This window comes from Microbispora rosea (assembly GCF_900156315.1).
Classification (GTDB): domain Bacteria; phylum Actinomycetota; class Actinomycetes; order Streptosporangiales; family Streptosporangiaceae; genus Microbispora; species Microbispora rosea.
In genome coordinates, this window is the sequence record NZ_FTNI01000055.1 from 1 (window position 1) to 25,595 (window position 25,595).

The window sequence follows — 25,595 nt, forward strand, 5'->3', positions numbered from 1 at the left end:
CTGCTCCTTACCGGCGACGCCGCCGAGGAGCTCGACACCATGTATCCCTACTATCGCGTGCAGGAGGGCGGCTGGGACGTCGACGTCTCGTCACGGACGATGCGTGACGTTCAGCTGGTCATCCACGAGTTCGACCCCGACTCCGACGCGTACGTGGAGAAGAACGGCCGAAAGCTGCCGGTCGACGTGCCCTGGGCCGAGGTCGACGTCGAGCGCTACGACGCCCTCATCATTCCCGGGGGACGTGCCCCCGAGTGGATCCGGGTCGACGCCGACGTCAGGCGCATCACCGAGCACTTCTTCGCGCGCAACCTCCCGATCGCGCTGGTGTGCCACGGCGCGCAGGTGCCGGCTGTGTACGGGCTGCTGAAGGGCCGCAAAACGGCGTGCTTCCCCCCCATCACCGGTGACATGGAGAACGCGGGCGCGACGGTCATCGACGCTCCCGACGTCGTGGACGGAAACCTTGTCTCCTGCCGCGGCTGGCCTGACATGCCGCAGTTCGGCCGGGTGATGATGGAGGTCTTCTCGAAGTCCGTCAACTCCGCATCGGCATGAGCACACCTGGCCTGTCCCGGTGACGGCGCTTCGGACCGTCACAGTCGACGGCTCCCCCGTCCACGTCCTGGAGAGCGGCACCGGGCCCGCGGTGCTGATCCTGCACCGCTCCGGACCCGGTACGACCGGATCCGGAGCCTGGGCGACGACCGCACAGGCGCTGGCGACCGGCGCATGATGCAGGCGGTGGCGCAGGTCGGCCAATGGCTCGGGCTCGGCGGCTCGATCGTGGCCAACCTGTTCAACCCGCGACTGATCGTCATCGGGGGCTACTTCGCCTCACTGGCCCAGTGGCTGCTGCCCCACGCGCAGGATCAGCTGCAGCGGCTCGTGGTGGCCGTCCCCGCCGCCCAGTGCCGATTCGTCGCCTCCACGCTCGGCTTCGGCGCCGCTTCCCGCGGCGCCGCGAGCATGGTGGTCAACCGGATCATCGACGACCCGAAAACGATCATGGATTCACTACCCCGGCCGACAGCCTACTGACGGCCCCCACAGACCTGGAGGCGGCACCTCTCCAGCAACCCCCCGTATCCGCAACCAACGCCAACAAGCGGCAACAAGCGCGGCGGCGCGCGCCTTGCCTGACGTCCCCCCGGTCAGGAAAGGGTTTCCCATGTCACCACGTCATCGAACGTGGGCCAGGCTGCTCGACACAGCCCTGCCAGAAAACGGACGACGCCCGAGACGTCGCACCGCGACCACGATGGCCTTAGCCCTCATCGCCCCTTTCATCACGCTCCTCGCGACGCCGGTGAGCGCCGAGGCCCCCACGGCGGCTGAGCCCGCTTTCAAGGTCGCTGCAGCGGCGCTGCCGCAGCCGTCCGCGCCTGCCGCCAAGGCCGCACACCCAGACGCCGGCTTCAAGGTGCTCGTGGTGCGCAGCACCCAGGACGCGGTGTCGTCGGCCGGCTTGGCCGCGATCCGGGATGCGGCCAGACCCGGTCATTTCACGGTCGTGGCGCCCGGGCCCGCTGACGTGGGCGACCATTTCACGGAGAAGAAGCTGGCGCAGTACCGCGCGGTCGTGTTCTTGGACACGGGTCACGCGAGCCCGCTCACGGACGCGCAACGCGCGAACTTCGAGAGCTACTTCCGCGACGGCGGCGGCTTCGTCGGCGTCGGCTCGGCGGTCGAGACCGACGAGTCCTGGTCGTTCCTGACTGACCTCCTGGGGACGCGTGCGTCCGGCAGGACCGACGTGCAATCGGGTGACGTGAAGGTCGCCGACCGCGTCCACGACGCGACCAAGGATCTGCCGCAGATCTGGTCGCGGACCGACAACTGGTACAACTTCACGAAGAACGTCCGCGGTGTGTCACACGTCCTCGACACCGTCGTCGAGGACCCGTTCGGGCCGCAGCCGCAGGGCGCCGACCTCGACGGGATCGCCGGGGGCACGATGGGCGCCGATCACCCGGTCTCGTGGTGTAAGGACTTCCAGGGCGGCCGCTCGTTCTACACCGGCCTGGGCAACACGGCCGCGAGCTTCGACGCCGAGCTCACCAAGCACCTCAAGGGCGCGATCGGCTGGGCCGCGGGCCAGGCCGACCCGGTCTACAGCGATTGCGGCGCGACCGTGCTGGCCAACTACCAGCAGACGAAGATCGGCTCGCCGCCGAACCTGCAGGAGCCGATCGGCTTCGACCAGCTGCCGGACGGCCGCGTTCTGCAGACGGACCGCCTCGGCTCGCTGCGCATGCACGACCCGACCACGGGCGTCACCACGGTCGTCGCCGACTTCGCCGATCCGAGCCTGCCGATGACGCAGCAGATCTACTCCGCAGGCGAGGACGGGCTCTATGGCCCGGCGGTCGACGCCAACTTCGCGACCAACAAGTGGGTCTACCTCTACTACTCGCCGAAGGAGGTCACCGACGTCAAGCTGAGCGACGGATCGGTCGTCACCCAGATCACGCCGAACACCACCCCGCCGAACGTGGCGGCGTCCAAGACCGCGTGGGATCCGTACGTGGGCTATTTCCAGCTCAGCCGCTTCAAGTTCGTCGACGCCACCGACAGCACGCCGGCGCACCTCGACATGGGCTCCGAGCAGCAGATCATGCGCGTGCCGGTCAACCGCCAGGAGTGCTGCCACGTCGGGGGCGACATCGACTTCGACAAGCACGGCAACCTCTGGATGGTCACCGGCGATGACACGCCCGCGGGCGGCATCAACGGCGGCGGCTACGGGCCGTACAACTCGCAGAAGACCGACGAGCAGCAGACCGTGCGCGTCACCGACGCGACGGGCGGCACGTTCACGCTGACCTTCGAGGGCCAGACGACGGAGCCGATCGCGTGGAACGCGGATCGTGATGCGATCGACGCGGCGCTCGAGGCGCTCTCGAACATCGAGGCGGATGAGATCCAGACCAGCGGCGGCCCGGTCAACACGTCGAACGTCAACGTGTTCTTCCGCCGCGGCAAGCAGCAGTCCGATCAGCCGCAGATCACCGCTGACGGCGCCGGCCTGACCGGCACCGCCACGCCGGCGATCGCCACCAACACGGCGCAGGCGGGCGGCTGGTATCAGCGGCTCACCGGTGACTCGCGCCGCAGCGCGCTGAACACCAACGACCTGCGCGGCAAGGTGCTGCGGATCAAGGTCAAGGACGGCAACATCTCCGCCGCCGACGCCAACAAGGCCGACTTCGGCTCCGGCACCGGCGCCTACTCGATCCCGTCGGGCAACCTGTTCCCGCTGGTCGCGGGCGCGCCGCAGGACAAGACGCGGCCGGAGGTCTACGCGATGGGTTTCCGCAACCCGTTCCGGATCCAGGTCGACGAGAACGACGTGGCCTACATCGGCGACTACTCGCCCGACGCCCAGACACCGCAGCGCTCGCACGGCCCGGCGGGCACCGGCCGCTACGAGATCGTGCGCAAGCCGTCCAACTACGGCTGGCCGACGTGCTACAAGCGCGACCTCGCGCACTACCAGTGGAACTTCCACGAGTTCGCGCCCGGCACCACCACCGCGGGCACGCCGCTGAACAACCCGCCTCAGAAGTTCGACTGCGACGGGCCGACGCAGCGCAACGACTCGCTGTGGAACATTGAGGGCGGTCCGACGGTCGAGCCGGGCCTGAGGGACGTCCCGCCGGTCACCGACCCGGACATCTGGTACTCCTACCGCGACAACAACCCGAACGCGCCGCTCGGCACCCCGTGCGAGGCCTACTACGCGCCGACCCCGGGCCCGATCGCGCCCGGCTCGACGACCGAATGCCCGCGGCTGTTCCCCGAGCTCTACACCGGCGGCGTTGGTCCGCACGGGGTCACGAAGTACCACTACGACCCGGAGAACCCGAACCCTCACAAGTTCCCGCCGTACTACGACGACTCGGTGATCATCAGCGAGTGGACGCAGGACACGCTGCGCGAGGTCAAGCTCGACAAGCAGAACAACCACGTCCAGAAGATCAACAACTTCCTGGATTGCGGCAGCCGTGCGAACGCCGGGGCAGGCAGGTTCCGGTTCGAATGCGACAACCCGATGGACTTGCAGTTCGGTTCTGACGGCGCGTTCTACCTGCTGACCTACGGCAACGGGTTCAACGTCATCAGCCCCGACGCGGGCATGTACAAGTGGGAGTACGTCAAGGGCAAGCGCGCGCCGAAGGCCGTGCTCACCACGGACCGCACCGACGGCTCAACGCCGCTGACCGTGAACTTCTCCAGCGCCGGCTCGCTGGATGAGGATCCCGGCGACTCGATCCGCTACGAGTGGAACTTCGGCGACGGCTCGGCGATCGAGACCGACCCGAACCCGACACACACCTACACGCAGTCCGGCCGCTACACGGCCGTGCTGACCGTGCTCGACTCGTCCGGCAAGCAAACCCCGACCAGCACCGTGATCACCGTGGGCAACACGAGCCCGACGGTGGTCGTCAATACGCCGGTGGAGGGCGGGACGTTCGCGTTCGGCGACGACATCCCGTTCTCGGTCACGGTCACCGACCCCGAGGACGGGACGGTGAATTGCTCCGAGGTGCAGGTGACGTTCGTGCTCGGCCACGACGCGCACGGCCACGCCGAGGAGTCCGTCAACGGCTGCTCGGGCGTGCTCCACACGGAGGCCGACGACGTCTCACACGGCGGCACCGTCTCCGGCGTGGTCCAGGCGCGCTACACCGACCACGGCGGTCCGGGCGGCGTCCCACCGCTGACCACGACCGGCCAGCACCAGATCCGCCAGAAGCACCAGGAGGTGGAGTTCGTCGTCAACCAGTCCGGCACCAACACGGCGACCAACACCGACGGCGGCGCCGGCGTGCACCGCGGCAGCCTGGGCTCGGGCGACTGGCTCCAGCTCAACGGCCCATTCAACCTGACCAACATCGATTCGATCACGTTCCGCGTGGCGGACGCGGCGACCGGCCGCACGCCCGGGTCGCCGCTGGCGGCAATCGAGGTCCGTCAGGACTCGATCACCGGGCCGATCCTGACGACGGCCAACCTCGTGTCCACCGGCGGGACGGGAACCTGGACAAGCCAGACGTTCCCAGTCTCGATGTCCGGGACGCATGAGCTGTTCCTGGTGTTCCGCTCGGTCACGGGTGGCGCCACGGGCGGCAACCTGTTCAACCTCAACTGGGCCGAGTTCGTCGGCACGGGCATCGGCACCTAGCGAACCCGCCCGTGCCGACGAACCCGAGTTCGTCGGCACGGGCATCGGCACCTAGCGATCCCGCCCGTATAGCGGCAAGAGAAAGAAGACACTCATGCGAAGAAGATTTCGCACATCGGCAGTGGCCGCCTGCGTGACGGCGGCCGCACTCCTCCCCGCGGCACCGTCGTGGGCAGAGGAAACGACACCGCCGACGATCAACGTGGCGACGCTGTCGCCCTCTGCGCCGACCGGCCAGAACAACTGGTACCTCGGCTCGGTGACGCTGAACATGTCGGCGACCGACGACGTCGGCATCGACAAGTTCCAGTACTCGCTCAACGGCGGCGCCGCCTACATCGACGTGCCCGTCGCGGGGGCGCCGGCGTCGGCCACGGCGTCGGCGGTGATCACGCAGGAGGGCAACACCAGCGTCCGGTACCGCGCGGTCGACACGTCCGGAAACGTCGCGGCGTTCCGCTCGATCTCGGTCCGGATCGACACGCGCGCGCCGGCTGCGTCGTACCCGGCGATCACCGACGGTCACGTCGGTCACGTCGCCACACTTATCCCGACGCGCACGGACCCTACCCCCGGCTCGGGCGGAGTGGCTGTGCTGAACATGTACCTCGACGGCAAGCTGGTCCCGCCGTTGCCGGTGCAGACCTCCGACCTGTCGCTCGGCGTGCACAAGCTCGCGGTGCATCTCTCTGACGCTGCTTCCAACAGCGCGAAGTACACGCAGACGTTCATCGTGACGACATCGTTCGCGGACGTCGGCACGCTGATCGCCCGGTTCGTGACCGCCGGCAGCGTCCCGGCGGAGGTCGGCACGGCGCTCCAAGCCAAGCTCGACCAGGCGAAGGCGCTCGCCGACGCCGATTCGGCCAAGCCCGCGCGCCAGGTCCTGAACGAGTTCGTCTCGATCGCCAACGCCCGGATCGCGCACGGCTCGGTCCGCAGCACACTCGTGGGCGATGCGCGTTACCTGATCGACCAGCTCAACGGCCGGCTCGCGCCGGAGCCCGCGACGGGCCTCAAGTCGGAGCCCGCGGAGGGCCCGAAGTTCATCCCGGACCCGGTGCTCGCCCCGCTCCCGCACAACCCGGACGCCGACTACAACGTCCTGGTCTTCTCCAAGACGACGGGCTTCCGGCACGACCACATCCCGCACACCGTGGCCGCGATCCAGAAGCTCGGCATCGCGCACAACTTCAACGTCGACGTCTACGACCCGCAACTCCCGACCGTCACGCTGCCCACGAGCCCGTTCTTGAGCCTCGACACGCTCAAGCAGTACGACACGATCGTCTTCGAGTCCAACGTCGGGCACCCGGGCCCGCTCAATCCGATCACCGAGCAGCCGAACTTCGAGGCCTATATGCACCAGGGCGGCGGCTATGTCGGCATCCACGGCGCCGCCGACTCGTTCGAGATCGGCACCTGGCCGTGGTACGGCGACCTCGTCGGTGGGTTCTTCACCAGCCATCCGGGCGGCCAGAACGGGTTCGGCCAGTGCGGCAGCTGCATCCACGCCGAGGTGGTGACCGAGGACAACACGCACCCGGCGACCGCGCATCTCCCTGCCCGGTGGATGACGGTCGACGAGCTCTACAACTTCGACCGCAACATGCGGGCCGACGTGCACACGCTGCTGAGCCTCAACGAGGACAGCTACCAGCGCAGTCTCAACAGCGGCAACGCGGCCACCAACCCGCTGCGGCTGATGAACGGCGACCACCCGATCGCGTGGTGCCAGAACTGGGGCGGTGGCAAGGCGTTCTCGAACATCCTCGGCCACTTCCGGACGCAGTACTACGACGACTCGTTCATGCGGATCATCCTCGGCGGGATCGAGACGACCGCCGACCGCAAGGGCGCCAACTGCTCGTCCTACCGCGAGACCAGCCTGCTGATCGAGGCCGACCGAGCGGCCGGGCTGCTGACCGCGGACGCCGCGGACGCCGCCGGTGCCGCCCTGGACATCGCGCGGGACAGCTACCTGGCACGCGAGTACACCACCGCCATCCCGGCGCTGAACTCGATCGTCGCCCTGGCGAACGACAAGGCCTCCGGCGACGCTGCGGCGCGTTCTGAGCTCGCGCGGCAGGCGCGCGAGCTCAGGGAGTGGATGCAGAACCTCAACCGCCACTGACCCGTTCACGCGGCGGGGGCGGTGGATCGCCGCCCCCGCCGCGCTGACGCTGGAGCGCACCACTATCGCGGTTTATGCACGACCTTCTCATGATCATCGATGAAACATCGGCAGGTGCCGCACGTGACCCATCCTCCGAAGGGAGCGGTGACGGGTCGTGAAATGAGGACGGCCATCGCGTGATCCTTCGTGATTGCAAGTCAAGATCGAAGGAGAACCAAAGCGATGGCCGTGAACGACAGTGTGGACCCTGGCGCCGGGCTGGCGAAGCAGATCGAGGCCGGTGACCCGGATCTGTTGCGATCCATGGTGAAGACCATCCCCAGGCGTTGATGTCGGCCGAGGCCGACAGCTTGTGCGGCGCCTCCTACGGCGAGCGCAGCAGCGAGCGGACCAACCAGCGCAACGGTTACCGCACCCGCGCCTGGGACACCCGGGCCGGCACCGTCGAGCTCGCCATTCCGAAGCTGCGGCAGGGCTCCGCCCTGGCCGACGGCGCGGTGTCTGAGGCCGAGCGCCAGGAGCTCGACCTCGTCGCCACCTTGCTCCATCTGCCGCTCGGCGCCATCGAGGACGCCCTGACCGATGCGGCCGGGACTCCCGGCGCCCCGACGACCCGATTCGCCCTTGCGGCAGGGCCTGATCCGGTAGGTCGTCATGGGTGACGCGTGCACAGCTGACGGACGACGAGTGGGAGTTCATCAAGCCTTACCTGCCGATCGGCAGGTTCGGCCCCTACCCCGAGCGGCTGCGGCAGCAGTTCGAGGGCGTGATCTGGCGGTTCAGGACGGGCGGGCAGTGGCGGGAGATGCCCGAGGAGTTCGGCGCCTGGCCGACCGTCCATAACCGCTTCCGGCACCGGAGGGACGCCGGCGTCTTCGAGGCCCTGCTGGAAGGGGCGATCGCGGAAGCCGCCAAACGCGGCGAGGTGGACTTATCTCTGGTCAGCGTGGACTCCACCACTGCCCGGGCTCATCACGATGCCGCCGGGATACACCTCCGCCGCGACCTTGTCGCCGTCCTGGAGAAGGCCACCGAAGAGCAAAAGGGGGCGAGTCGAAAGGACGACAGGAGCAGAACGCCGTAAACGACGCCGGGGCAGAACAACGGCGACGCGTCCAGTACCGGCGTAAGCTCCGGTTGAAAGCTGCCCTGCTCGGACGCTCCAGGGGCGGGCAGACCAGCAAGATTCACCTTGCCGCCGACCGCAGGTGCCGTCCGCTGGCGTTCGTTTTGACCGCGGGACAGGCCGCCGACAGCCCGCAGTTCATCCCCGTGCTGAAGAAGGTACGCGTCCGGGTGCCCGTCGGGCGTCCCCGCACCCGGCCCGGCGCGGTCGCCGCCGACAAGGCCTACTCCTCCCGCGGCAACCGCGCTTACCTGCGAAGACGTCGGATCCCAATAGTCATCCCGGAAAAGAGGGACCAGGCCGCCAACCGGAAGAAGAAGGGCAGCAAGGGCGGCCGGCCCGTCAGCCACGACACCGAGCTCTACAAGGAGCGCAACACCGTCGAACGCCTGATCAACAAGCTGAAGGCATGGCGAGGCATCGCCACCCGCTACGACAAGACCCCTGCGAGCTACCTCGCCGGCCTCCACCTGCGCGCCGCGATGATCTGGATCAAAGACCTCACCCGGGCCACCCATTGATCACAACCAAATACACGCCCTAAGCAGCACTGCGCAGCACCCATTGAATCGGTGTCGCCTGCTCTATCCGCCTTCACACCGAAGAGGTCACTGGTTCGATCCCAGTATCGCCCACCACGTTAGCGCAGATCAGAGGCCGGATCCTGAGATTGAGGATCCGGCTTTTTGATCGTCTGACCCCGATCTGACCCTCGGATGAGCCGTCACTCCCCGTCCCAGACCGACACCGAGCGGCCCGCACCGGCCCGACTTGCTTGGCTGGAACTCGGTCCGTGGTGGAGACAGGAAGGCCAAGCGAGGGAGAACCACTCTCCCGGCCGACCGGCAAGGGCACGATCTTTCACCAGGACTCGGGGTCCAGGAGGGACAAGTGCTCACTTACCTGCGGCTATCAGGCACCGAGTCTGCCGGATGGCGACTCGCTAACACTCATCAGGAAGGACGCCCCGATGCCTCTCGATGCCCGCGACGGCTCGACGGTCCCGGACCCGGCGCTGCGTCGGCCGTTCGGGCGCACCGCCTGGCGGTGACGCCGATCTGCGTCGGGACCAGTCCCCTGGCGAGCATGCCGGGAGTGTTCGGGTACGAGGTCGGCGAGCAGCGCGCGCGGGCCACGGTGGAGGCCGTGTTCGACGGGCCGTTCAACTTCCTCGACACCTCGAACAACTACGGCGGCGGCAGCGCGGAACGACGCATCGGCGCCGTGGTCCGGCGGCGCGGCGGCGTCCCCGCCCGGCCGCCGGCCTCACACTGTGGCATGGGAGCGACCCGCCACTTGCCCTTCCCGGCCTTGACGTCTGACTCGAGGTTTGGCGGCCCCGGCGGGCACCTTGCTAACGACGTACTCGGTCACTGAACAGCTCGGAGACAGCAGGCTCTCGCACCGGCATGTTCGGGACCGTCTGGTCAAGAAGGCCGGAATCGCTGGCGAGCCAGACCACCCGGACCGTCCGTGACGAGTGCGGTCGTCGCGGTCGGGTTGATGTCGTCCGGGGCGACTGCGGCTACGACCACCACCTCATTCCGCAGGTCCTGCAGCCGGGAGTGGTGCGGGCGGGTTCAGGGTGGCGGATCAGGCGAGATCTTCGGCTTTCGCTTCCACGACGGCGAAGGCGCCGGGTGCCAGAATTCCGCTGACGAGCATGCCACTGATCACGTCGGTGCCGTCAACCGGTACGGGCTGCTTCTCGTTGGTGTGATTGATCTGGCCGGGCCGGGGCGTAGCTCGTACTGCGGGAGCCGCCGGTGACGGCGTGGCACCCCGTTGTCGGACCGTTGTCAGGCCAGTGCATCAAGCTCGTGCGTCGAGCTCCAGAAAGGCCAGTTCGCTTTGCAGGACAAGCACCGCGCCACCGATCGCGGCCGCGTCCGAACCGCTGACCGAGGTGACCACCCGCACCCGGTGCGCCCGCCGGGCGAAGGTGCGCTGTCGCACCTCTTCCTGGATCACGGCGTGGTAGATCGAGGCCGCCGCACCCGCGAGGCTGGGCCCGGCGAGCACGATCAGCTCGAGGTCGAACAGGCTCGCCATCGTGACCGCGGCGGTCCCCAGGTGCCGGGCGGAGCGCTCGATGAGGGCCACCGCCGCCGGGTCTCCCGTGTCGGCGGCGGCCGCGATGCGGCCGAACATGGTCATGACGTCGGGGTCAGCGATGTCGAGCCCCAGCCGCCGGCCGAGGCTCGGCTCCTGCATCGCCTGCTTGACCACAGCGGTGGGGTCCGCGTAGTTCTCCAGGCAGCCGTAGTTGCCGCAATCACATGGTCCGTCGTTGACGTCGATGGTGATGTGGCCGATCTCGACTCCGTTGGAGGAGCTGCCCCGGTAAACCTCACCGTCCACAACGACGCCTCCTCCGATTCCGCTGGCCATGTAGAGGCACCCGTACGTCCGTGATTCCACCGCCCCCAGCCAGTGCTCTCCTATTGCGGCGGCGGCCGCATCATTGTCGAGCAGCACTGGCAGGCTCAGGATCTCGGACAGCCGGGGCGCGACCGGATACTCGAACCATGCAGTGGTCGGCTGGTGGGTCAGCAGCACACCCGCCTGCCGGTCCTGCGGGCCGTACGTCGCCAGTCCCACCCCGAGCACTCTGCCGCGATCGACTCCCGCCGTGTCGATCAGGACGTTCACCCGCGCGGCCACCAGCGGTAGAGCGCGCTCGGGAGGCATCAGCGCCGTGCCTGGGAAGGAGATCCTGGCGACCTGCCGGCCGGTCAGGTCGACGATGACGATGACGCAGATGTTGCGCTCGAGCAGCACTCCCACCGCGTACCCGGCGTGCGGGTTGAGCTTCAGCAGCGTCCGGGGCTTGCCGCCGGTCGACACGCCGCGCCCGACCTCGACGACCAGTCCGTGGTCCATGAGCTCGCGGACCACCTGCGTGATGGTCGCCGGTGTGACCCCGCTGACGGCCGCGAGCTCGATCCGGCTGATGGTGCGTGCCGCCCGGATGTTGTTGAGCACAATGCCGCGAGTTCTCGGCCTTCCGGCCCCGATGGGGCTGGTCGCCATTCGGCCTCCCTTGACGCCGCCGATCGATCGCGGGTTCCGCGGCTCGACGGGGATGTATCTCATGTGGTCAAGCGGAAAAGAGGTGTGGGCCGCTCGGGAGCTGATTCGGGCCGGCGGACCGGATCACGGTCAGATTACCGATCGACCAACGCGTGATCCTCCCATCGCCCGGTGCAGTGGTTGTATCCGGCCACGCTGCCGGCGGCGAGGACCGCATCGGGGTCGACGTCCGCCGGCCGGTGCCTCGCCCGCGGGTCGGGGGGAGGCGGTGGCCAGCAGGCTGAGGATCCCCAGCCGGATGGAGACGTCCAGCATCGACACCGGTTCGTCGGCCACGATCACCTTCGCGCCGGGCGCGAGCGCACGGGCGATGGCGACGCGCTGGCGCTGCCCGCCGGACAGCTCGTGCGGCCGGCGGTGCACGACCTCCCGCGCGGGCAAGGTAACCCGCTCCAGTAACTCCAGCACCTGCCGCCAGGTCTCCGCCCGGTCGCACGCCCTGCCGTGCAGTCGCAGCGTCCGGGCCAGGTGGTGCTCGACCGTGTGAAAGGGTTCAACGACGCGAAGGGGTCCTGGAACACCATCTGTACGTGGTCCCGATTGGCCGCGTCCGGCACCCGTGTGCCGCCCGGCCCGCACAGGGTGATCCGACCGGCTGTGGGCTTCTCCAAACGCGCGATCATGCGGGCGATGGTGGACTTGCCCGAGCCCGATTCGCCCACCAGCCCGAGGGTGCGGCATGGCGGGATGGTGAACGAGACGTGGTCGACCGCCCGCAACCGCGTCCGGTGCAGTCCACCGCGGATGGGGAAATCCTTGACCAGGTCCTGTACCTCGATCGTGATGCTCACTGGTCACCTCCCGGTGATGCCGCCTCACCGGCGGGCAGCGCCTCTGACTCGGTCGTCAGCCGGGCACCTGTGTCTGCCGACGGTGGTGGCGCGATCAAGAGATTCGTCAACTACCGATGCGAACGAAGCCGGCTCAGCGCTCGACGTAGATCGACGGTCCCTTCTGCCGGTTGAGTGATGGCGCTGGCGCCGCTCCAGTTGGGTGGCTGGAAGGCCTGCAGGCTACAAACGAGCCAAGGAAGGGAGAAGTCGTGAAAATTCACGGTGAATGTAGACAGAGAGGACGGCAGTGTCCATATGCATGCCTGCCTGTGATGATCCGGCCCAACGGAGTCTGGGGTCGGTTACTGTTTGTTCGAAACTTTCAGACGTGGGCCGAGGGATGGGCGCGGAAAGTGATCTAGTGAATACGAATCGCGACGGGTCGCCCTCCTGTCTGCCGACCGGGTTGGAGTTCCGCAGGCCCTCTTCCACGAGGTGGTCGTAGAACAGTCTGACCGGCACGATCCGCTGCTGGATGGTGGCGTTCGACAAGCCGGAGCCCGAATCGAGCGCGACGACGTTCGCGCCCCGACGGTTGGGACGCTCGGTCAACTCCCGCACGAACAGGCCGATGTGCGCCCGGCTGGCTGTCACCGGGTCGATGCCCTCGCGCTCGCACACCTCCAGGTACTCGGCAAGCCCGCGCGCATAGGCATCGATCGTTCGCGGCACCCTCCCCAGATCCACCCAGATTTGGAGCCACTCGGCCGCCCGCGCATGCCGGCCCAAGACCGGCCACTTGGCCTCCAGCACCACCATGCCGCTCAAACCATCTCCCCAGTTCCGTGGTCAGGACCGAGGAGACGTGATCACCCCCACGGCCAGATTCCACGTGACTTTTAAGATGCTCAAATGACAGATGTACGGCCGAGCCAACCCCGACCTCCTGCGCAAACGCGTCCTCCTCGCCGACTGACGCGGTCAACGCACGAAATCAGTGCCAGAGCCAGGTTTCACGTGTCGTCGACATAGCGGTGTTCTGCCGAGTGATCGCTCAGGGTGCTGACCACAGGAGCCGAAGATATCGAGGTCAAGCGGGTGACGATTAACGACGTGGCGGCCCGCGCCGGGGTTTCCCGTCGGACCGTGACCAGGGCTCTCAACGACATGGACGGGATCAGCGACGAGACGAAGAGACGCGTCCTGGAGGCCGGCGCACAGCTGGGCTACCGCCCGAGCAGGTTCGCCCGGAGCCTCGTGGCGAGGGAAAAGACGCGCACGCTCGGCCTCATGGTCAGCTCTTTCCGCAACCCGTACTACACCGAGATCGCCGGTGATCTGCTTGACTGCGCCGCCTCCGGGAACTGGCAGGTCATCATGGCCTCAAGCGAGTCGGCAGACGAAACAACAGCGCTGCGAACGTATTCCCGCAGGTAGACGTAGTGGTAGGCCATTTCTGGTCGTCCGCGGAGCAGATCGAGGAGGCGCGTAACGGCATCCCTGCGGTAGCCCGCTCGCCGCCGACGTGACCGTGTGGGCGTCCCACACGCGGAGGCGAAGAACCGCTGGTTGACCTGGTCAGGCGCGGACGCGGGGCGGCAGGTCCACTGGACGAGCTGGGTGCGCGTCGCGGTCGAGCCGCCCGGAACTGGTCCTTGCAGCCGCACAGGGAGTAGTGCAGGGGCGGTGGCGAATCCGGGCGAGGACGCACCTCGGCCGGCCGCCGGAGCCGGTCCGCCCCCTGACGGACCGGCTCTGGTTTCTGGCGTCACATCACTGTCAGACGCGGGTCCACTTCTGGTTGTTCTGGCCGTTGCACGTCCAGATCAGCACCTTGGTGCCGTTGGCGGTGCCGCCGCCGTTGACGTCCAGGCACTTGTTCGCGCCGACGGCGGTGATGCTTCCGTCGGAGTTGAGGCGCCATTTCTGGTTGTTCTGGCCGTTGCAGTCCCAGATGATCACGCTGGTGCCGTCGGCCGTTGCGCCGCCGTTGACGTCGAGGCACTTGTTGCCGTAGACGCGCAGTTCACCGGCGCTGGTGGTGGTCCACTGCTGGTTGGCCTGGCCGTTGCAGTCCCAGATCTGCGCCTGGGCGCCGTTGGTCTGGGAGGCGCCGTTGACGTCCAGGCACCGCCCCGACCCCACACCCCTGAGGGCGCTGGTGCTGCCCGACGGCGACGACGGGGACGGCGACGGGGACGGGGAGGCGGACGGCGAGGGGGAGGGCGAGGGGGACCCGCCTGCCTGTCCGACACCCTTGCCGACGAAGGTGAACGAGTCGACGTCGAACGCGTTCGCCGAGGGCGCCTTGAACACGACGTAGAGATTGCGGGTGCCACCGGGGTCGGTGACTCGCACCGCCGGAAGGGACACGTAGGTGTTCCATCCCCCGGTCGCCGGCACGGCGCTGGAGGCGATGAGCGTCCCGGTCGGCGAGTCGGCGTGCAGCTCGATGGACGCCCCGGTGCTGGACGGCGCCGAGACACGGAAGGACACCGAGTCGATCCCGGACAGGTTGATCGGCGTGAAGGAGATCCAGTCGTTGTTGGAGACGTCGCCGACGCGCCTGCCGCCCTCGGCCCCGGGCTCGTCGACGACCCGGATACCGGACGAGCCGGTGAAGTGCTCGGCCTGCTTGTGCTTGGGCTGCAGGGTGATGCCGGCGCTGCCCTTCAGACCGCCCTTGTCGGTGTAGTCCGCGCCCAGGACGTAGTAGACGTTGGAGGCCTCGTCATGGCCGGAGGCCGTGGTCGTGACCGTCCCGGAGCAGCCGGTGTACTGGCCGGTGTCGTGCGCGTGCTGGTCGTGGCCGAGCGCGGTGAACACATTGACCTTGGTGCAGTCGACGGTGCCGTCCTCGGGGTCGGTGACGTTCACCGTGTAGGACACCCGGTCGCCGAAGTCGATGAACCCGCCGTCCGGCGGAGCCGAGAAGACGACCTTGGGACGGGTGTTGCCGACGACGATGGGCAGCGTGACACTGCCCGTCTTCCCGCTCGCATCCCGTACGGTCAGCTTGACGTTGTAGGTGCCGTTGGCGTTGTAGGTGTGGGACGGGTTGGCGCTGGTGGAGGTCCCGCCGTCACCGAAGTCCCAGCTGTAGGTGATCGCGTCGCCGTCGGGGTCGGACGAGCCGGCCGAGGAGAACGCCACCGTCAGCGGCGCGTTGCCCGAGTCGGGGTCGGCGCTGGCCTTGGCGACGGGAGCGCGGTTCCCGACCACGTAGTCGATCCGGTAGATGCTGTCATCGGTGTTGTCGTGGCCGAAGCCGTTGCCCCAGTCGGCCATGTACAGAGCGCCATCCGGGCCGAACTTCATGTCGATCGGCGCATGGGGGGCGATGTTCGCGACGAACGGGTTGATCTTCAGGAGGTTGCCCGAGGAGTCCAGCCGCAGTTCCTTGACGAAGTTGCGGCTCCACTCGTACAGGAAGGTCGCGCCGTCGAAGTACTCGGGGAACTTGCGGTCGGAGGCGCTGGAGGCGTCGTAGCGGTAGAACGGGCCGCCCATGGGAGCCGCGCCGCCGCAGCAGTTGATCTCGGGGAACTCCGCCGAGGCGTGGTAGTTGTACCACACGGTCGCGGGCTTGGCCGCGGGCAGGTTGGTCAGGCCGGTGTTGTTGGGCGAGTCGTTGACGGGCGCCGAGCAGTTGAACTTCGCGCCCGAGGTGTTGGTGGCGAAGTTGAAGTCATTGAACGGCGTGTTGTTGCCGGTGCAGTACGGCCAGCCGTAGAACCCGGGCTGCTTGATCAGGTTCCACTCGACCGTGCCCTCGGGGCCGCGGTTGGCGTTCGCCGCTCCCGCGTCCGGCCCGTAGTCCCCCACGGAGATCCAGCCGGTGACCTTGTCGACCGAGAAGCGGAACGCGTTGCGGAAGCCCATGGCGTAGATCTCGGGCCGCGTCTTGGCCGTGCCCGGCGCGAACATGTTGCCGGACGGGATCGTGTAGGTGCCGTCGGACTCGGGGTGGATGCGCAGGATCTTGCCGCGCAGGTCGTTGGTGTTGGCCGCGGACCGCTGGGCGTCGTAGTGCTCCCGGCCTGGCCGCTCGTCGATCGGGGCGTAGCCGCTGGAGGCGTTGGGGTTGGTGTCGTCACCCGGGGCGATGTAGAGATTGCCGCCCGGGCCGAACGCGATGTAGCCGCCGGTGTGGCCCGGCTCGTCGACGTTGCGGAACGCCGGAACCTCGATGATCTTCTTCTCGCTGCTCAGGTCGAGGCTGGTGCCGTTGAAGGTGAACCGGGAGACCCGGTTCACCTCGCCGCCGTTCAACGGCGAGTAGTTGATGTAGATCCAGCCGTTGTTGGCGAAGTTCGGGTCGAGCGCGATCCCGATGCCGCCGTCCTCGCCGCCGTCGTACACGGACAGGGTGCCGATGGCGCGCGTGCTGCCGCCGCCTGCGGGGATCAGGTTCACCTTGCCGGAGCGCGAGATGTAGAAGACCCTGCCGTCGGCGGCCACGTCCAGCTCCATCGGCTGGTCCGGTGCGCCGTCGAGGGTCACCTTCTGGAACCGGGCCGAGATCGTGCCGCCGCAGTCGCCGGCCTCGGCGCCCGCCGCCCACTTCACCGCGCCCAGCAGGTGCTGCTTGAACAGCGGCTCGGAGTAGGAGGACGCGTTGTGGCCCATCGCGGTGGCCCACACCCGGCCGCCCTCCGGGTTGTGGCACCAGGAGATCGGGTGGTCGGCGCCCATCTTGTACGAGCCCGCGTCATAGGTGGTCTCGTCCGCGGTGACCAGCACGTGCACCGAGCCGCGCATGTTCTTGTCGAAGTTGTACCACTCCTCGGTGCGGGTCCACCGGTCCGGCAGGCCCTTGGTCGAGGGGTGGACCTTGTCGGCGACCTTGGCGGTGCCCTGCACGATCGACGAGTGCTGCGTCATGTGCGCGCCGGCCAGCACGGTCTGGTCCCACCAGGGGAACTGCGACTCGATGTTCATGTCGACGGCGTTGTGGATCGCCACGACACCGCGGCCGCTACGCACGTAGGCCTGCATGGCCTGACGCTGCGCGTCGGTGTCCCACACCATGCCCGACGTCTGGAGCATGATCACCGCGTCGTAGTTGTTGAGATTCGACGTGGTGAAGACGGAGGAGTTCTCGCTCGCATCGAGCTGGAAGTTGTTGTCCGTCGCCAGCTGCTGGAACATCGCGATGCCGGCGGAGATGGAGTCGTGCCGGTAGGCGCCGCTCGCGGTCTTGCTGAACAGCAGCACCTTGAACTGTGGCGCCGCCGCGTGCGCCACCAGTGGCACCGCGGACAGCAAGAGCCCTAACAGGGCCGCAGCCAGGGCGGGCAGTAAGCGTAATCTTCGCATGAATGATCTCCTAGGGGGGTTACCGGTATCGGTCGGAGTTACGGGGTGCGAAGGCCTGAGTGATCGGCCGGTCAGACGCAGCTCCAGAGGGCGCGGAGGAAGGCGAGGCCTTCGGTGGCGAGGGCGTTCTGGCTCGGGGCGAGGGGACGCCAGACGGACGCGGCGGTGGCGATCGTTTTGTTGTGGGCGGTGAAGGATTCGACGACGAGGGGGCCCGTGTAGCCGGCTTTCCGCAGGGCCTGGGTGAACGTGGGCCAGTCGAAGCGGTCGGCGCCCGGGGCGCCTCGATCGGTTCCGCAGACCCGCACGTGCGCGATCCTCCCCACCGCGGCCTGTACGGCTCGCGCCGGATCCTTCTCCTCGATGTTCATGTGGTAGGGCCAGGCCACAGCCGTCGGGGAGGGCTTCGGGCGCCTGTTCGACGGTGTTGGGGAGGCCGGTCTCGTAGCGGTTGAGCGGCTCGAGCGCGATCCGCACGCCGTGCTCGCCCGCGTAGTCGGCCACGGGTGCGAGGTTCTCCCGCAGCTCTGCGTAGATCGCCTTTCGCTCGTCCGGTGACATCCGCCAGGTCCTGCCGATTGGAGGCGGCCAGCCCGTGATCAGCGAGGAGCGCGGCGGCCCGGTCCGGATCCCAGTCGCCGGGCTGCTCGACCGGCAGCTCGATGACGTCGAATCCCCATGCGGCGATCTTCGGCACGAGGCGTTCCAGATCGCTGTCCGTCAGCGGCGACACCCAGACCCAGGTGTTCACTCCTACAGGGAACATCGTTCAGCCCTTCTTGCCGCCCCAGTTCTCGGGGAAGCCCGGCAGGTCCTCGCAGCCGCACAGGGCGTAGTGCAGAGGCGGCATGTTCGGCTGAAGGTAGGTGGACAGATTCTCGGAGGTGATCTTGGGCTGGGGCAGGTTCCAGACCTTCGGCACCTCCTCTCCATTGAGGATCTTCAGCGCCGCGATGATCGGGGTGCGCCACTGGTAGGTGGGGTAGGTCGGGGCGATGGCGGTGAGGCCGGCGTCCTTCCATTTCTGCAGGAAGTCCTGCTGGTCCTCGCCGGTGATCGGCGGCACCGGCAGTCCGGCGTCCTCGAACGCCTCGACCGCGGCCACCGCAGTCGCGCCGGAGTCCATCCAGACGCCGTCGATCTTGCCGTAGCGCTGGATGTAGTCGTTGACGATGCCCTTGGTCTTGGCCGCGTCGCCGTCGGTGAACTCGACGCCGACGACCTTGAGCCGGCTCTTGTCGAAGGCGACCTTCGCCGCCGACCAGCGGGTCTCCAGCACGTCGACGCCGGGGCTGATGCGCAGCGCGAGGATCTTGCCGCCCGCCGGCACCTTCCCGACCAGGAAATCGGCGGCGTCGGCGCCGTACAGGTAGCCGCCGATGGGCTTGATGAACGTCACCGGGCAGTCGGTCTCCACGCCCCGGTCGAAGACGATGACCGGGACCTTGGCGCAGGCGCCCTTGACGGCCGGGGTGAGGGTAGCCGTCGTGTTCGGCGAGACGATCAGGACGTCGCAGCCCTTAACCTGGAGTTCGGCGATGTCGGAGATCTGCTTGTCGTCCTTGCCCTCGGCATCGAGCGCGGTGAGCTTGGAGATCTCCTTGTGCAACGCCACCTCGGCCTGCATGGTCTTCCAGCCGACCTGCCGCCACGGGTTGTTGACCGCCGCGTTGGAGAAGCACAGGTTGTACGGCCCGTCCTTCTTGTACTTCGCGGTGGACGTCATCTGGGGCGCGATGGCCTGCTCCCACGGCTTGTCCGCCGGTCCCTCCGCCGTCTGCGAGCGCATCGCGAGCTGAGCGTCGTAATCGGCCTGGACGAAGAACTTGGACTGCTCTCCGGTCCCCGCCGCGGGGGCCTCCGATGTGGTCGCGGCGCTCGCGGCCGGGGACTGGCCAGCCGAGGTGACCGGCTTGTCGCTGGTGCAGGCGGTGGTGAATGACGCCAGGGCAGCCGCGGAAAGCAGGGCGGCTGCGGGCCGACGTGTCATGATATCTCCTTTGATCTTTTTCTCGGGGGGAGGCTCAGGTGCTTGCCCTGAGCTTGAGGAGCAGCCGTACGGCTCCCGCCGCGACGGACGCGATGATGATGACTCCCTGCACGGTGATCTCCAGCGCCCGAGACGCCCGCGAAGCCGCCGAGCAGGATCCCGGCGATCGCGGCCGCCACGCCGGAGAGCATGAAAGCCAGAATCCTGACCCGCCCGACCCGCACCCCGGACAGAGCCGCCGCGCGCTCGTTGTCACCCGTGGCGACGAGGGTCCTGCCGAAATCGGCACGCATCAGCGCGATGGCGGCGGCTGCGACGACGAGGAGGATCAGCACCGACCAGGGGATCGGCCCGAGGCTTCCCCTGCCGAGGGTGCGAAAACCCTGGGAGAGCGCCCCACGCGGTGCGCCGCCCGTCCACAAGAAGACCTTGCCCGCGCCGTTCTCCCCCATGACCGCGTGGACCTCGCCCGCCTCGACCTGCAGGCCCGCGTCGGACAGCACTCGTACGCCGAGGAAGGATTTGCCGATGCCGGTCATGGTGGGCATGCGACCCACCCTCCGGTGCGCGCGGAGGCGAGGACGGCCGAGCAGATCTGTGCGGCGCGGGCCCCGTCCTCGAAGGTCGGCAGTCCGTCGCGATGTTCACCGTGCAGCGCGGCGTAGCTGTCGGCGACGAAGGCGTCGAAACAGTCGTGATATCCCTGCGCGTGCCCGGCAGGCAACGGCGAGTACGGCAGGGACGCCGACGAGAGCGTCAGGGGATCGCGCAGCAGCAGTTGCGATCCCTCCCGCCTGCCGACCCACAGGTGCTCGGGCTGCTCCTGATCGAAGGCCAGGCTTTCATCGGTGCCGGACACCTCGAGAAACAGGCGGTTCTTCCGGCCAGGCGACACCTGGCTGGCGGTGACCGACCCCAGCGCGCCACCGGCGGTACGGAACTGCACTACGGCCACGTCCTCGGTCGACACCTGCGTGTTGCCCGCCCGCTCCGGTTGCACGACAGCGGTCTGCGCGGACACTTCCGTGATGCGATCGCCTGTCACGAACTCCGAGAGGTCGCACCAGTGGGATCCGATGTCGGCGAAGGTACGGCTGGGACCGCCGAGTAGGGAATCCACCCGCCAGTTGTCGTCCTCCGGACGGAGCAGCCAATCCTGCAGGTAGCTCCCCTGGATGAGGGTCACCCTGCCCACGTCTCCACGAGCGACGCGCTGCCTGGCTTCGCGGACCATCGGATGGAAGCGGTACACGAACGGCACTGTGCCGACCAATCCCGCCTCCTCGGCACGTGCTGCCATCATGAGAGCGGTTTCGGCGTCGGTGGCCAGCGGTTTCTCGCAGACCACAGCGAGCCCGGCGGCCAGCGCCTTGAGCGTGAGAGGAGCGTGAAGGTGGTTGGGTGTGCAGATGTGCACCACGTCGATCTCGCCGGATTCGATGAGCTCGTCGGCGGAGGCGAAGGCCCTCCCGACACCGTCCCGGCGAGCTTTCTCCATGCTCGATCCGGCCGTTCCCACGATTCGCGCTCCGGCTCGGATAGCTGACCTGGTATGAACGCCCCCCATAAACCCGGTTCCGATGATGCCTACTCTTGGATTGCCGGGCTTTTGCGGGTTTAAGACTGCCATGTTTCGGGATGCTAGAAGCGACTTATGATGATCGTCAAGCAAAAGTTCGCGACAGGACAACGTAACTTTGTTTTTGGACATTAAAAAGGAGAGCCGGTGACCAACGGCATTCTGAACGGACCCGGAGCGGGCCTTCTGCTCTCGATCCTGCGGAACGGACAGGCGCGCACTCGTGCCGAGTTGGTTCAGCTAACCGGCTTGTCGAGGTCGACGGTCTCCCAGCGAATAGACGCCCTGCTTATCCGGCGCTTGATCCTGCCCGCCGAAGACGCGGCGCCTTCAGGAGGCAGGCCGGCCACCGCTTTCCTCTTCAATCGGCGGGCGAACGTCGCGCTCGCCGCGGACCTCGGTGTCACACACGCCAGACTCGCGGTTACGGACTTGGGAGGCGAGATTCTGGCCGACCGTAATGCGGATCTGTCCATCGATCGAGGCCCTGAGTCGACGTTGGGATGGGTTCTCGACACCTTTCGCGAGTTGCTCGCCGTATCCGGTCACACCCTGCACGATGTATGTGGCGCCGGTATCGGCCTGCCGGGTCCCGTGGATCACGAGAGCGGGCAGGCCATCAATCCGCCCGTGATGCCGGGCTGGGACCGCTTCCCGGTGCGCGACTGGATGAGCGCCCGCATCGGCGTCCCCGTACTTGTGGACAACGACGTGAACATCATGGCCCTGGGTGAGCACTGGGCCATGCGCCCCGGCGTCGATCATCTGATGTTCGTCAAGGTGGGAACCGGCATCGGCTGCGGCATCATCGCAGGTGGTCAGCTCCATCGAGGTGATCGGGGAGCGGCCGGCGACATCGGTCACATCCGTGTGCCGACGATGGACCAGATGCAGTGCCGTTGCGGCAACATCGGCTGTCTCGAGGCCGTCGCCGGCGGGGGAGCCCTGGCGGCACGCCTCCGGGATCTGGGGTTGGAAACCGCCGACACCCGGGACGTCGTCCGGCTGGTCAAGGAAGGCAACACCAAAGCCGTCCACCTCGTCCGGCAGAGCGGCAGGGAGATCGGCGGTGTGCTCGCCTCCGTTGTGAGCTTCTTCAACCCGGCTGCCGTCGTGATCGGCGGTGACCTAGCCGAGGCGGGAGACCACCTTCTCGCGGGGGTACGCGAGATGGTCTACGGCCGCTCATTGCCGCTGGCCACGCAGCGTCTCAGCATCCGCGCCAGCGAGCTCGGCGACCGAGCGGGAGTGATCGGTGCCGCCGTGACGGTTATCGAGCACTTCCTGGCTCCGGAGGTGGTCGATCAGATCATCGCTGTATGAGCTTCGATCCCCACCTGCAAGCACATATGTTGCGGATCAGCAAAAGGTTCTCCTTGGGGGGAGAAGTAACCCGCTATACATGCCCATGTCCGATGACGCGCTTCGCCCGGAATCGGAGGCCGGCGTCGGTAGGTGGATCGGGAGCGACTCCTGTAATGGTCAGTGGCCCCCGCCATAACGGGGGTCGGTTGCCGGGCGTATAGCTTCCCGCCCAGGTTCCGTCCGCAGGGGGGACAAATTGACATGGGTGCAGTTCTTCCGCAGTGAGTTGGCCGGTCAGGCGGTGAGGGCGTATCGGTCCTGGCAACGGGTTTGATGGACGCGTTGGTGCTCGCGGTCGAGGTGATAGCGCCAGTAGGCCGCGAAGTCTCCGCAGGAGATGACAGCGCGGAGTTTCAAGACGGCTTCGGCTCCGGCCAGGCCCCAGCGGGCGCCGGTGATGTCAAGCGACAACGCGGCGTCGGCCGGGTAGAGGTTGGGTGCGCCGCTCGCGCGCCAGGCGCGCCGGGCCACGGTCACCGTCCCGAAGATCGTGGCCAACTGCCGGTGATGGCCGGTCTCCACGCGGTGCCGCACCACCCGGTCGGCGCCGGTCACGGCGGCGGCGCTTGTGGCCCGTCGCGCCCTTCCTGTGCATCTGGGTGCTGTTCGCGACCACCTCGTGGATGACAGACGGCCCAGCCGTACCGGCGACCATGAGGGCATGCCAGCTCGCGTCTGCTGGACTCTGTTCCTCCAGCAGAAGAGCCTTCGCTCGCGATTTGTTCAGGTATAGGTCGCCGTTGCCCAGAATGACGTAGTGCCCAGCCGTATCTTCGGAAGGATGGACGTCCATCTCGAAGTCGTCGTAGTAGCGGGCACCGCGGCTCAGGACGCGGCCAGTAGCCTTTGCGAAAGCGCTGCTTTGGGTGAAGCCGCCGTCGAACGAAAATCTGGCTGCCGGCGTAACACTGAGTGCCAGGTCGAGGGCGGCGGCGAGTTCCACCGCGGTCTCAGGCACCGGGAGGGGGCCGCAGGACGGGTTGCGTGCGGGCGGCCCGCCAGCGGTAGAACCCCGAGCGGGACACCGAAAGGACGCGGCACAGTCGCTTGACGCCGAAGGCGCCGGCGTGGTCGGCGACGAACTGGAAGCGACTCAGGAGCCGTAAGGGAATTACTGCTGGTTTCAGCCCGTCTCCGGTGGGTGGCGTGGTAAGTGGGCTTCCGTGGCGATCTCGGAGGCGGTCTTGGCGGTGCTGGATGTGAAGTTCACGGCGCTCCTGCCGCACTTGGACGAGCGGCAGCGTCGGCTGTATCTGGCGTCCGAAGCCGATGCGCTCGGGCATGGCGGGATCGCAGCGGTGGCCAGGCTGGCGGAGGTGTCGGAGTCGACCATCGCGAGGGGGTGTCAGGAGCTCGCAGGCGGTGCGCCGGTGCTGGGACGGGCACGCCGGCCTGGTGGGGGACGCAGGCCGGCCGCTGAGCGTGATCCTGGCCTGGTGCCAGCACTCGAGGCGTTGATCGAGCCGAGGGAGGTCGGTGATCCGGTCTCCCCGCTGCGCTGGACCACCGCCTCGCTCCGGGACCTGGCTCGGGAGTTGAATGCGGCAGGCCATCCGGTCAGCGCTCCGGCCGTGGGTGGGCTCCTGCGCTCGATGGGCTTCAGTCTCCAGGGAATGGCCAAGAGGCGGGCCGGGAGCCAGGTCCCTGACCGCGATGCCCAGTTCCGGCACATCAACGCCACGGTCGAGCGGTTCCTTGCCCTTGGCTGGCCGGTGGTGAGCGTGGATGCCAAGAAGAAGGAACCGATCGGCGACTTCGCCCGACCGGGCCGCACCTACCGCCCCAAAGGAAAGCCGATCACCGCCCCGGACCACGACTTCGCCGACCCCGATACCCCGGTCGCGATCCCTTACGGCATCTACGACCTGGCGCAGGACGTCGGCTGGGTAAACGTGGGCACCGACCGCAACACCGCGGCGTTCGCGGTGGAGTCCATCCGCCGCTGGTGGAACCAGCAGGGCCGAGGCGACTACCCGGATGCGATCCGGCTACTGATCACTGCAGACTCCGGAGGAGCGAACTCCGCCAACTCCCACCTGTTCAAGAACGATCTGGCCGCCTTCGCCGACGAGTGCGGACTGGCCATTACCGTCCTGCACTTCCCGCCCGGCACATCGAAGTGGAACAAGGTCGAGCACCGCCTGTTCTCCCGTATCACCCACAGCCTGCGTGAACGGCCCTTGACCAGCTACGAGGTACTGCTGCAGAGCATCTCGGCCACCCGCACCAGCACCGGCCTGACGGTCAGCGCCGTCCTGGACAACAACGACTACCCCACCGGCCGGACACTCACCAAGGAAGAGCGCAAGGCGCTTCTGCGGCGCGTCCAGCGTGACGACTTCCACGGCGAATGGAACTACACCATCGCTCCCTATAACCCGGGCCAGGCGCCGCCGGCCGAGCCGGAACAAGCGAAGGCGCCTCCGATACCGGCCGAGGCCACCTACCTGCTCACACATCCAGCCCTGACCGGGATGCCCCGCGAGCAGTTCAACCGGCTCGTGGACGAACTCGAGCCCTGGCGCCGAACTCTGGCCGAGGCCGAGCGCGAGAAGAGGAAGGGCATCAACCGGCGCGGATACAATCCCGGATTCGGGTTCCTCGACCACCGCCACCGTGTCCTGGCCGCCGTCTTGAGCCGCCGCAACACCATCACACTCACCCTGACAGCCAGACTGCTCGGCCGGGACCGCAACACACTCAGCTACCACGCCCATCGGACCATGCCCCTGCTGGCCTTCGCCGCCCCCGACATCGCCGCAGCCTTTACCCAGCCCCGGCGGACGCACCCACCTCGCACAATCGAGGCCCTCCAGAACGCGATCAACGACTACGAGACCGACGTCATATCAAGCAGTAGTTAATTGACGGCTCCTCACCAGTTGGTCTCCCCGGCGAAATACTTGGCCGCCCGGCGCAGGATGTCACGCTCCAGCTCCAGTTCCCGGATCCGAGCCTTGAGCTGCTTGTTCTCCTCTTCCACGTCGCCCGACGGTAGCGGGGCCTGCGAGCGCTTCGGCAC

General features: G+C 67.6%; 15 protein-coding genes and 6 pseudogenes. 11 read left to right on the forward strand and 10 right to left on the reverse strand.

The annotated features are described in order from the left end of the window. The 8 genes and pseudogenes from BXA11_RS40220 to BXA11_RS42900 form a co-directional block, all read left to right on the forward strand. Positions 1-558: DJ-1/PfpI family protein (locus tag BXA11_RS40220; RefSeq protein ID WP_076443215.1), on the forward strand; the 558-nt coding region annotated here is incomplete at its 5' end. A 19-nt stretch (positions 559-577) separates the two neighbouring features. Beyond that, positions 578-736: an alpha/beta fold hydrolase gene (locus BXA11_RS40225; protein WP_208865599.1), complete on the forward strand. Its 159-nt coding sequence runs from the start codon at positions 578-580 to the stop codon at positions 734-736. 8 nt (positions 737-744) lie between these two features. Next, on the forward strand, positions 745-1,041 hold the full coding sequence (locus tag BXA11_RS40230; protein WP_239105167.1) for a hypothetical protein: 297 nt from the start codon (positions 745-747) through the stop codon (positions 1,039-1,041). Positions 1,042-1,261: 220 nt separating this feature from the next. Next, positions 1,262-5,191 carry a ThuA domain-containing protein gene (locus BXA11_RS40235; protein ID WP_076443217.1) on the forward strand — a complete coding sequence of 1,310 codons (3,930 nt, stop codon included), beginning with the start codon at positions 1,262-1,264 and terminating at the stop codon, positions 5,189-5,191. A gap of 94 nt (positions 5,192-5,285) precedes the next feature. Next, positions 5,286-7,325 carry a ThuA domain-containing protein gene (locus BXA11_RS40245; protein WP_083744945.1) on the forward strand — a complete coding sequence of 680 codons (2,040 nt, stop codon included), beginning with the start codon at positions 5,286-5,288 and terminating at the stop codon, positions 7,323-7,325. 225 nt (positions 7,326-7,550) lie between these two features. Further along, positions 7,551-7,870 (forward strand): annotated as a pseudogene (locus BXA11_RS45180) (transposase); the annotation flags it as partial. Positions 7,871-7,986: 116 nt separating this feature from the next. Continuing rightward, positions 7,987-8,975, forward strand: a pseudogene (locus BXA11_RS41780) (IS5 family transposase). 565 nt (positions 8,976-9,540) lie between these two features. Continuing rightward, the gene (locus BXA11_RS42900) at positions 9,541-9,831 is read left to right on the forward strand and encodes a hypothetical protein (protein ID WP_143734811.1); all 291 of its coding nucleotides are present in this window, start codon (positions 9,541-9,543) and stop codon (positions 9,829-9,831) included. Positions 9,832-10,266: 435 nt separating this feature from the next. Here the strand turns inward: BXA11_RS42900 and BXA11_RS40265 are convergent, their stop codons facing one another. The 3 genes and pseudogenes from BXA11_RS40265 to BXA11_RS44205 form a co-directional block, all read right to left on the reverse strand. Beyond that, on the reverse strand, positions 10,267-11,487 hold the full coding sequence (locus BXA11_RS40265) for an ROK family transcriptional regulator (RefSeq protein WP_076443231.1): 1,221 nt from the start codon (positions 11,485-11,487) through the stop codon (positions 10,267-10,269). A gap of 129 nt (positions 11,488-11,616) precedes the next feature. Continuing rightward, positions 11,617-12,338, reverse strand: a pseudogene (locus BXA11_RS40270) (ATP-binding cassette domain-containing protein). 222 nt (positions 12,339-12,560) lie between these two features. Beyond that, a complete protein-coding gene (locus tag BXA11_RS44205) occupies positions 12,561-13,148 on the reverse strand; it encodes a hypothetical protein (protein WP_204053898.1) in 588 nt (195 codons plus the stop codon). Positions 13,149-13,379: 231 nt separating this feature from the next. Between BXA11_RS44205 and BXA11_RS40280 the strand changes: the two genes are divergently transcribed. Then, complete coding sequence (locus BXA11_RS40280) at positions 13,380-13,757, forward strand: LacI family DNA-binding transcriptional regulator (protein WP_076443223.1); 378 nt, start codon at positions 13,380-13,382, stop codon at positions 13,755-13,757. Positions 13,758-14,099: 342 nt separating this feature from the next. On the opposite strand, the gene BXA11_RS40285 is transcribed toward BXA11_RS40280, so the two are convergent. The 5 genes and pseudogenes from BXA11_RS40285 to BXA11_RS40305 all read right to left on the reverse strand — a co-directional run bounded on the left by BXA11_RS40285 (position 14,100) and on the right by BXA11_RS40305 (position 21,259). Then, positions 14,100-17,639: a lectin gene (locus BXA11_RS40285; protein WP_076443224.1), complete on the reverse strand. Its 3,540-nt coding sequence runs from the start codon at positions 17,637-17,639 to the stop codon at positions 14,100-14,102. 71 nt (positions 17,640-17,710) lie between these two features. Next, positions 17,711-18,405, reverse strand: a pseudogene (locus tag BXA11_RS40290) (sugar phosphate isomerase/epimerase family protein). A 3-nt stretch (positions 18,406-18,408) separates the two neighbouring features. After that, a complete protein-coding gene (locus tag BXA11_RS40295) occupies positions 18,409-19,629 on the reverse strand; it encodes a substrate-binding domain-containing protein (protein WP_076443225.1) in 1,221 nt (406 codons plus the stop codon). After that, a complete protein-coding gene (locus BXA11_RS40300; protein ID WP_373320638.1) occupies positions 19,626-20,168 on the reverse strand; it encodes an ABC transporter permease subunit in 543 nt (180 codons plus the stop codon). Before BXA11_RS40300 ends, BXA11_RS40295 begins: the two co-directional genes overlap by 4 nt. Continuing rightward, a complete protein-coding gene (locus BXA11_RS40305) occupies positions 20,165-21,259 on the reverse strand; it encodes a Gfo/Idh/MocA family protein (protein ID WP_076443227.1) in 1,095 nt (364 codons plus the stop codon). The genes BXA11_RS40300 and BXA11_RS40305 overlap by 4 nt, the downstream gene beginning before the upstream one ends. Positions 21,260-21,355: 96 nt before the next feature. Here BXA11_RS40305 and BXA11_RS40310 point away from each other — a divergent pair, with 96 nt between their 5' ends. After that, positions 21,356-22,531, forward strand: coding sequence for an ROK family transcriptional regulator (locus BXA11_RS40310; RefSeq protein ID WP_076443228.1), 1,176 nt, complete (start codon positions 21,356-21,358; stop codon positions 22,529-22,531). 276 nt (positions 22,532-22,807) lie between these two features. Here the strand turns inward: BXA11_RS40310 and BXA11_RS42905 are convergent. Beyond that, a pseudogene (locus BXA11_RS42905) lies at positions 22,808-22,978 on the reverse strand (ISKra4 family transposase); the annotation flags it as partial. 758 nt (positions 22,979-23,736) lie between these two features. On the opposite strand from BXA11_RS42905, the gene BXA11_RS40320 reads away from it, so the two are divergent. Further along, the gene (locus BXA11_RS40320) at positions 23,737-25,437 is read left to right on the forward strand and encodes an ISAzo13 family transposase (protein WP_076443230.1); all 1,701 of its coding nucleotides are present in this window, start codon (positions 23,737-23,739) and stop codon (positions 25,435-25,437) included. A gap of 26 nt (positions 25,438-25,463) precedes the next feature. Here the strand turns inward: BXA11_RS40320 and BXA11_RS44210 are convergent. Continuing rightward, positions 25,464-25,595, reverse strand: a pseudogene (locus tag BXA11_RS44210) (IS3-like element ISAar45 family transposase); the annotation flags it as partial.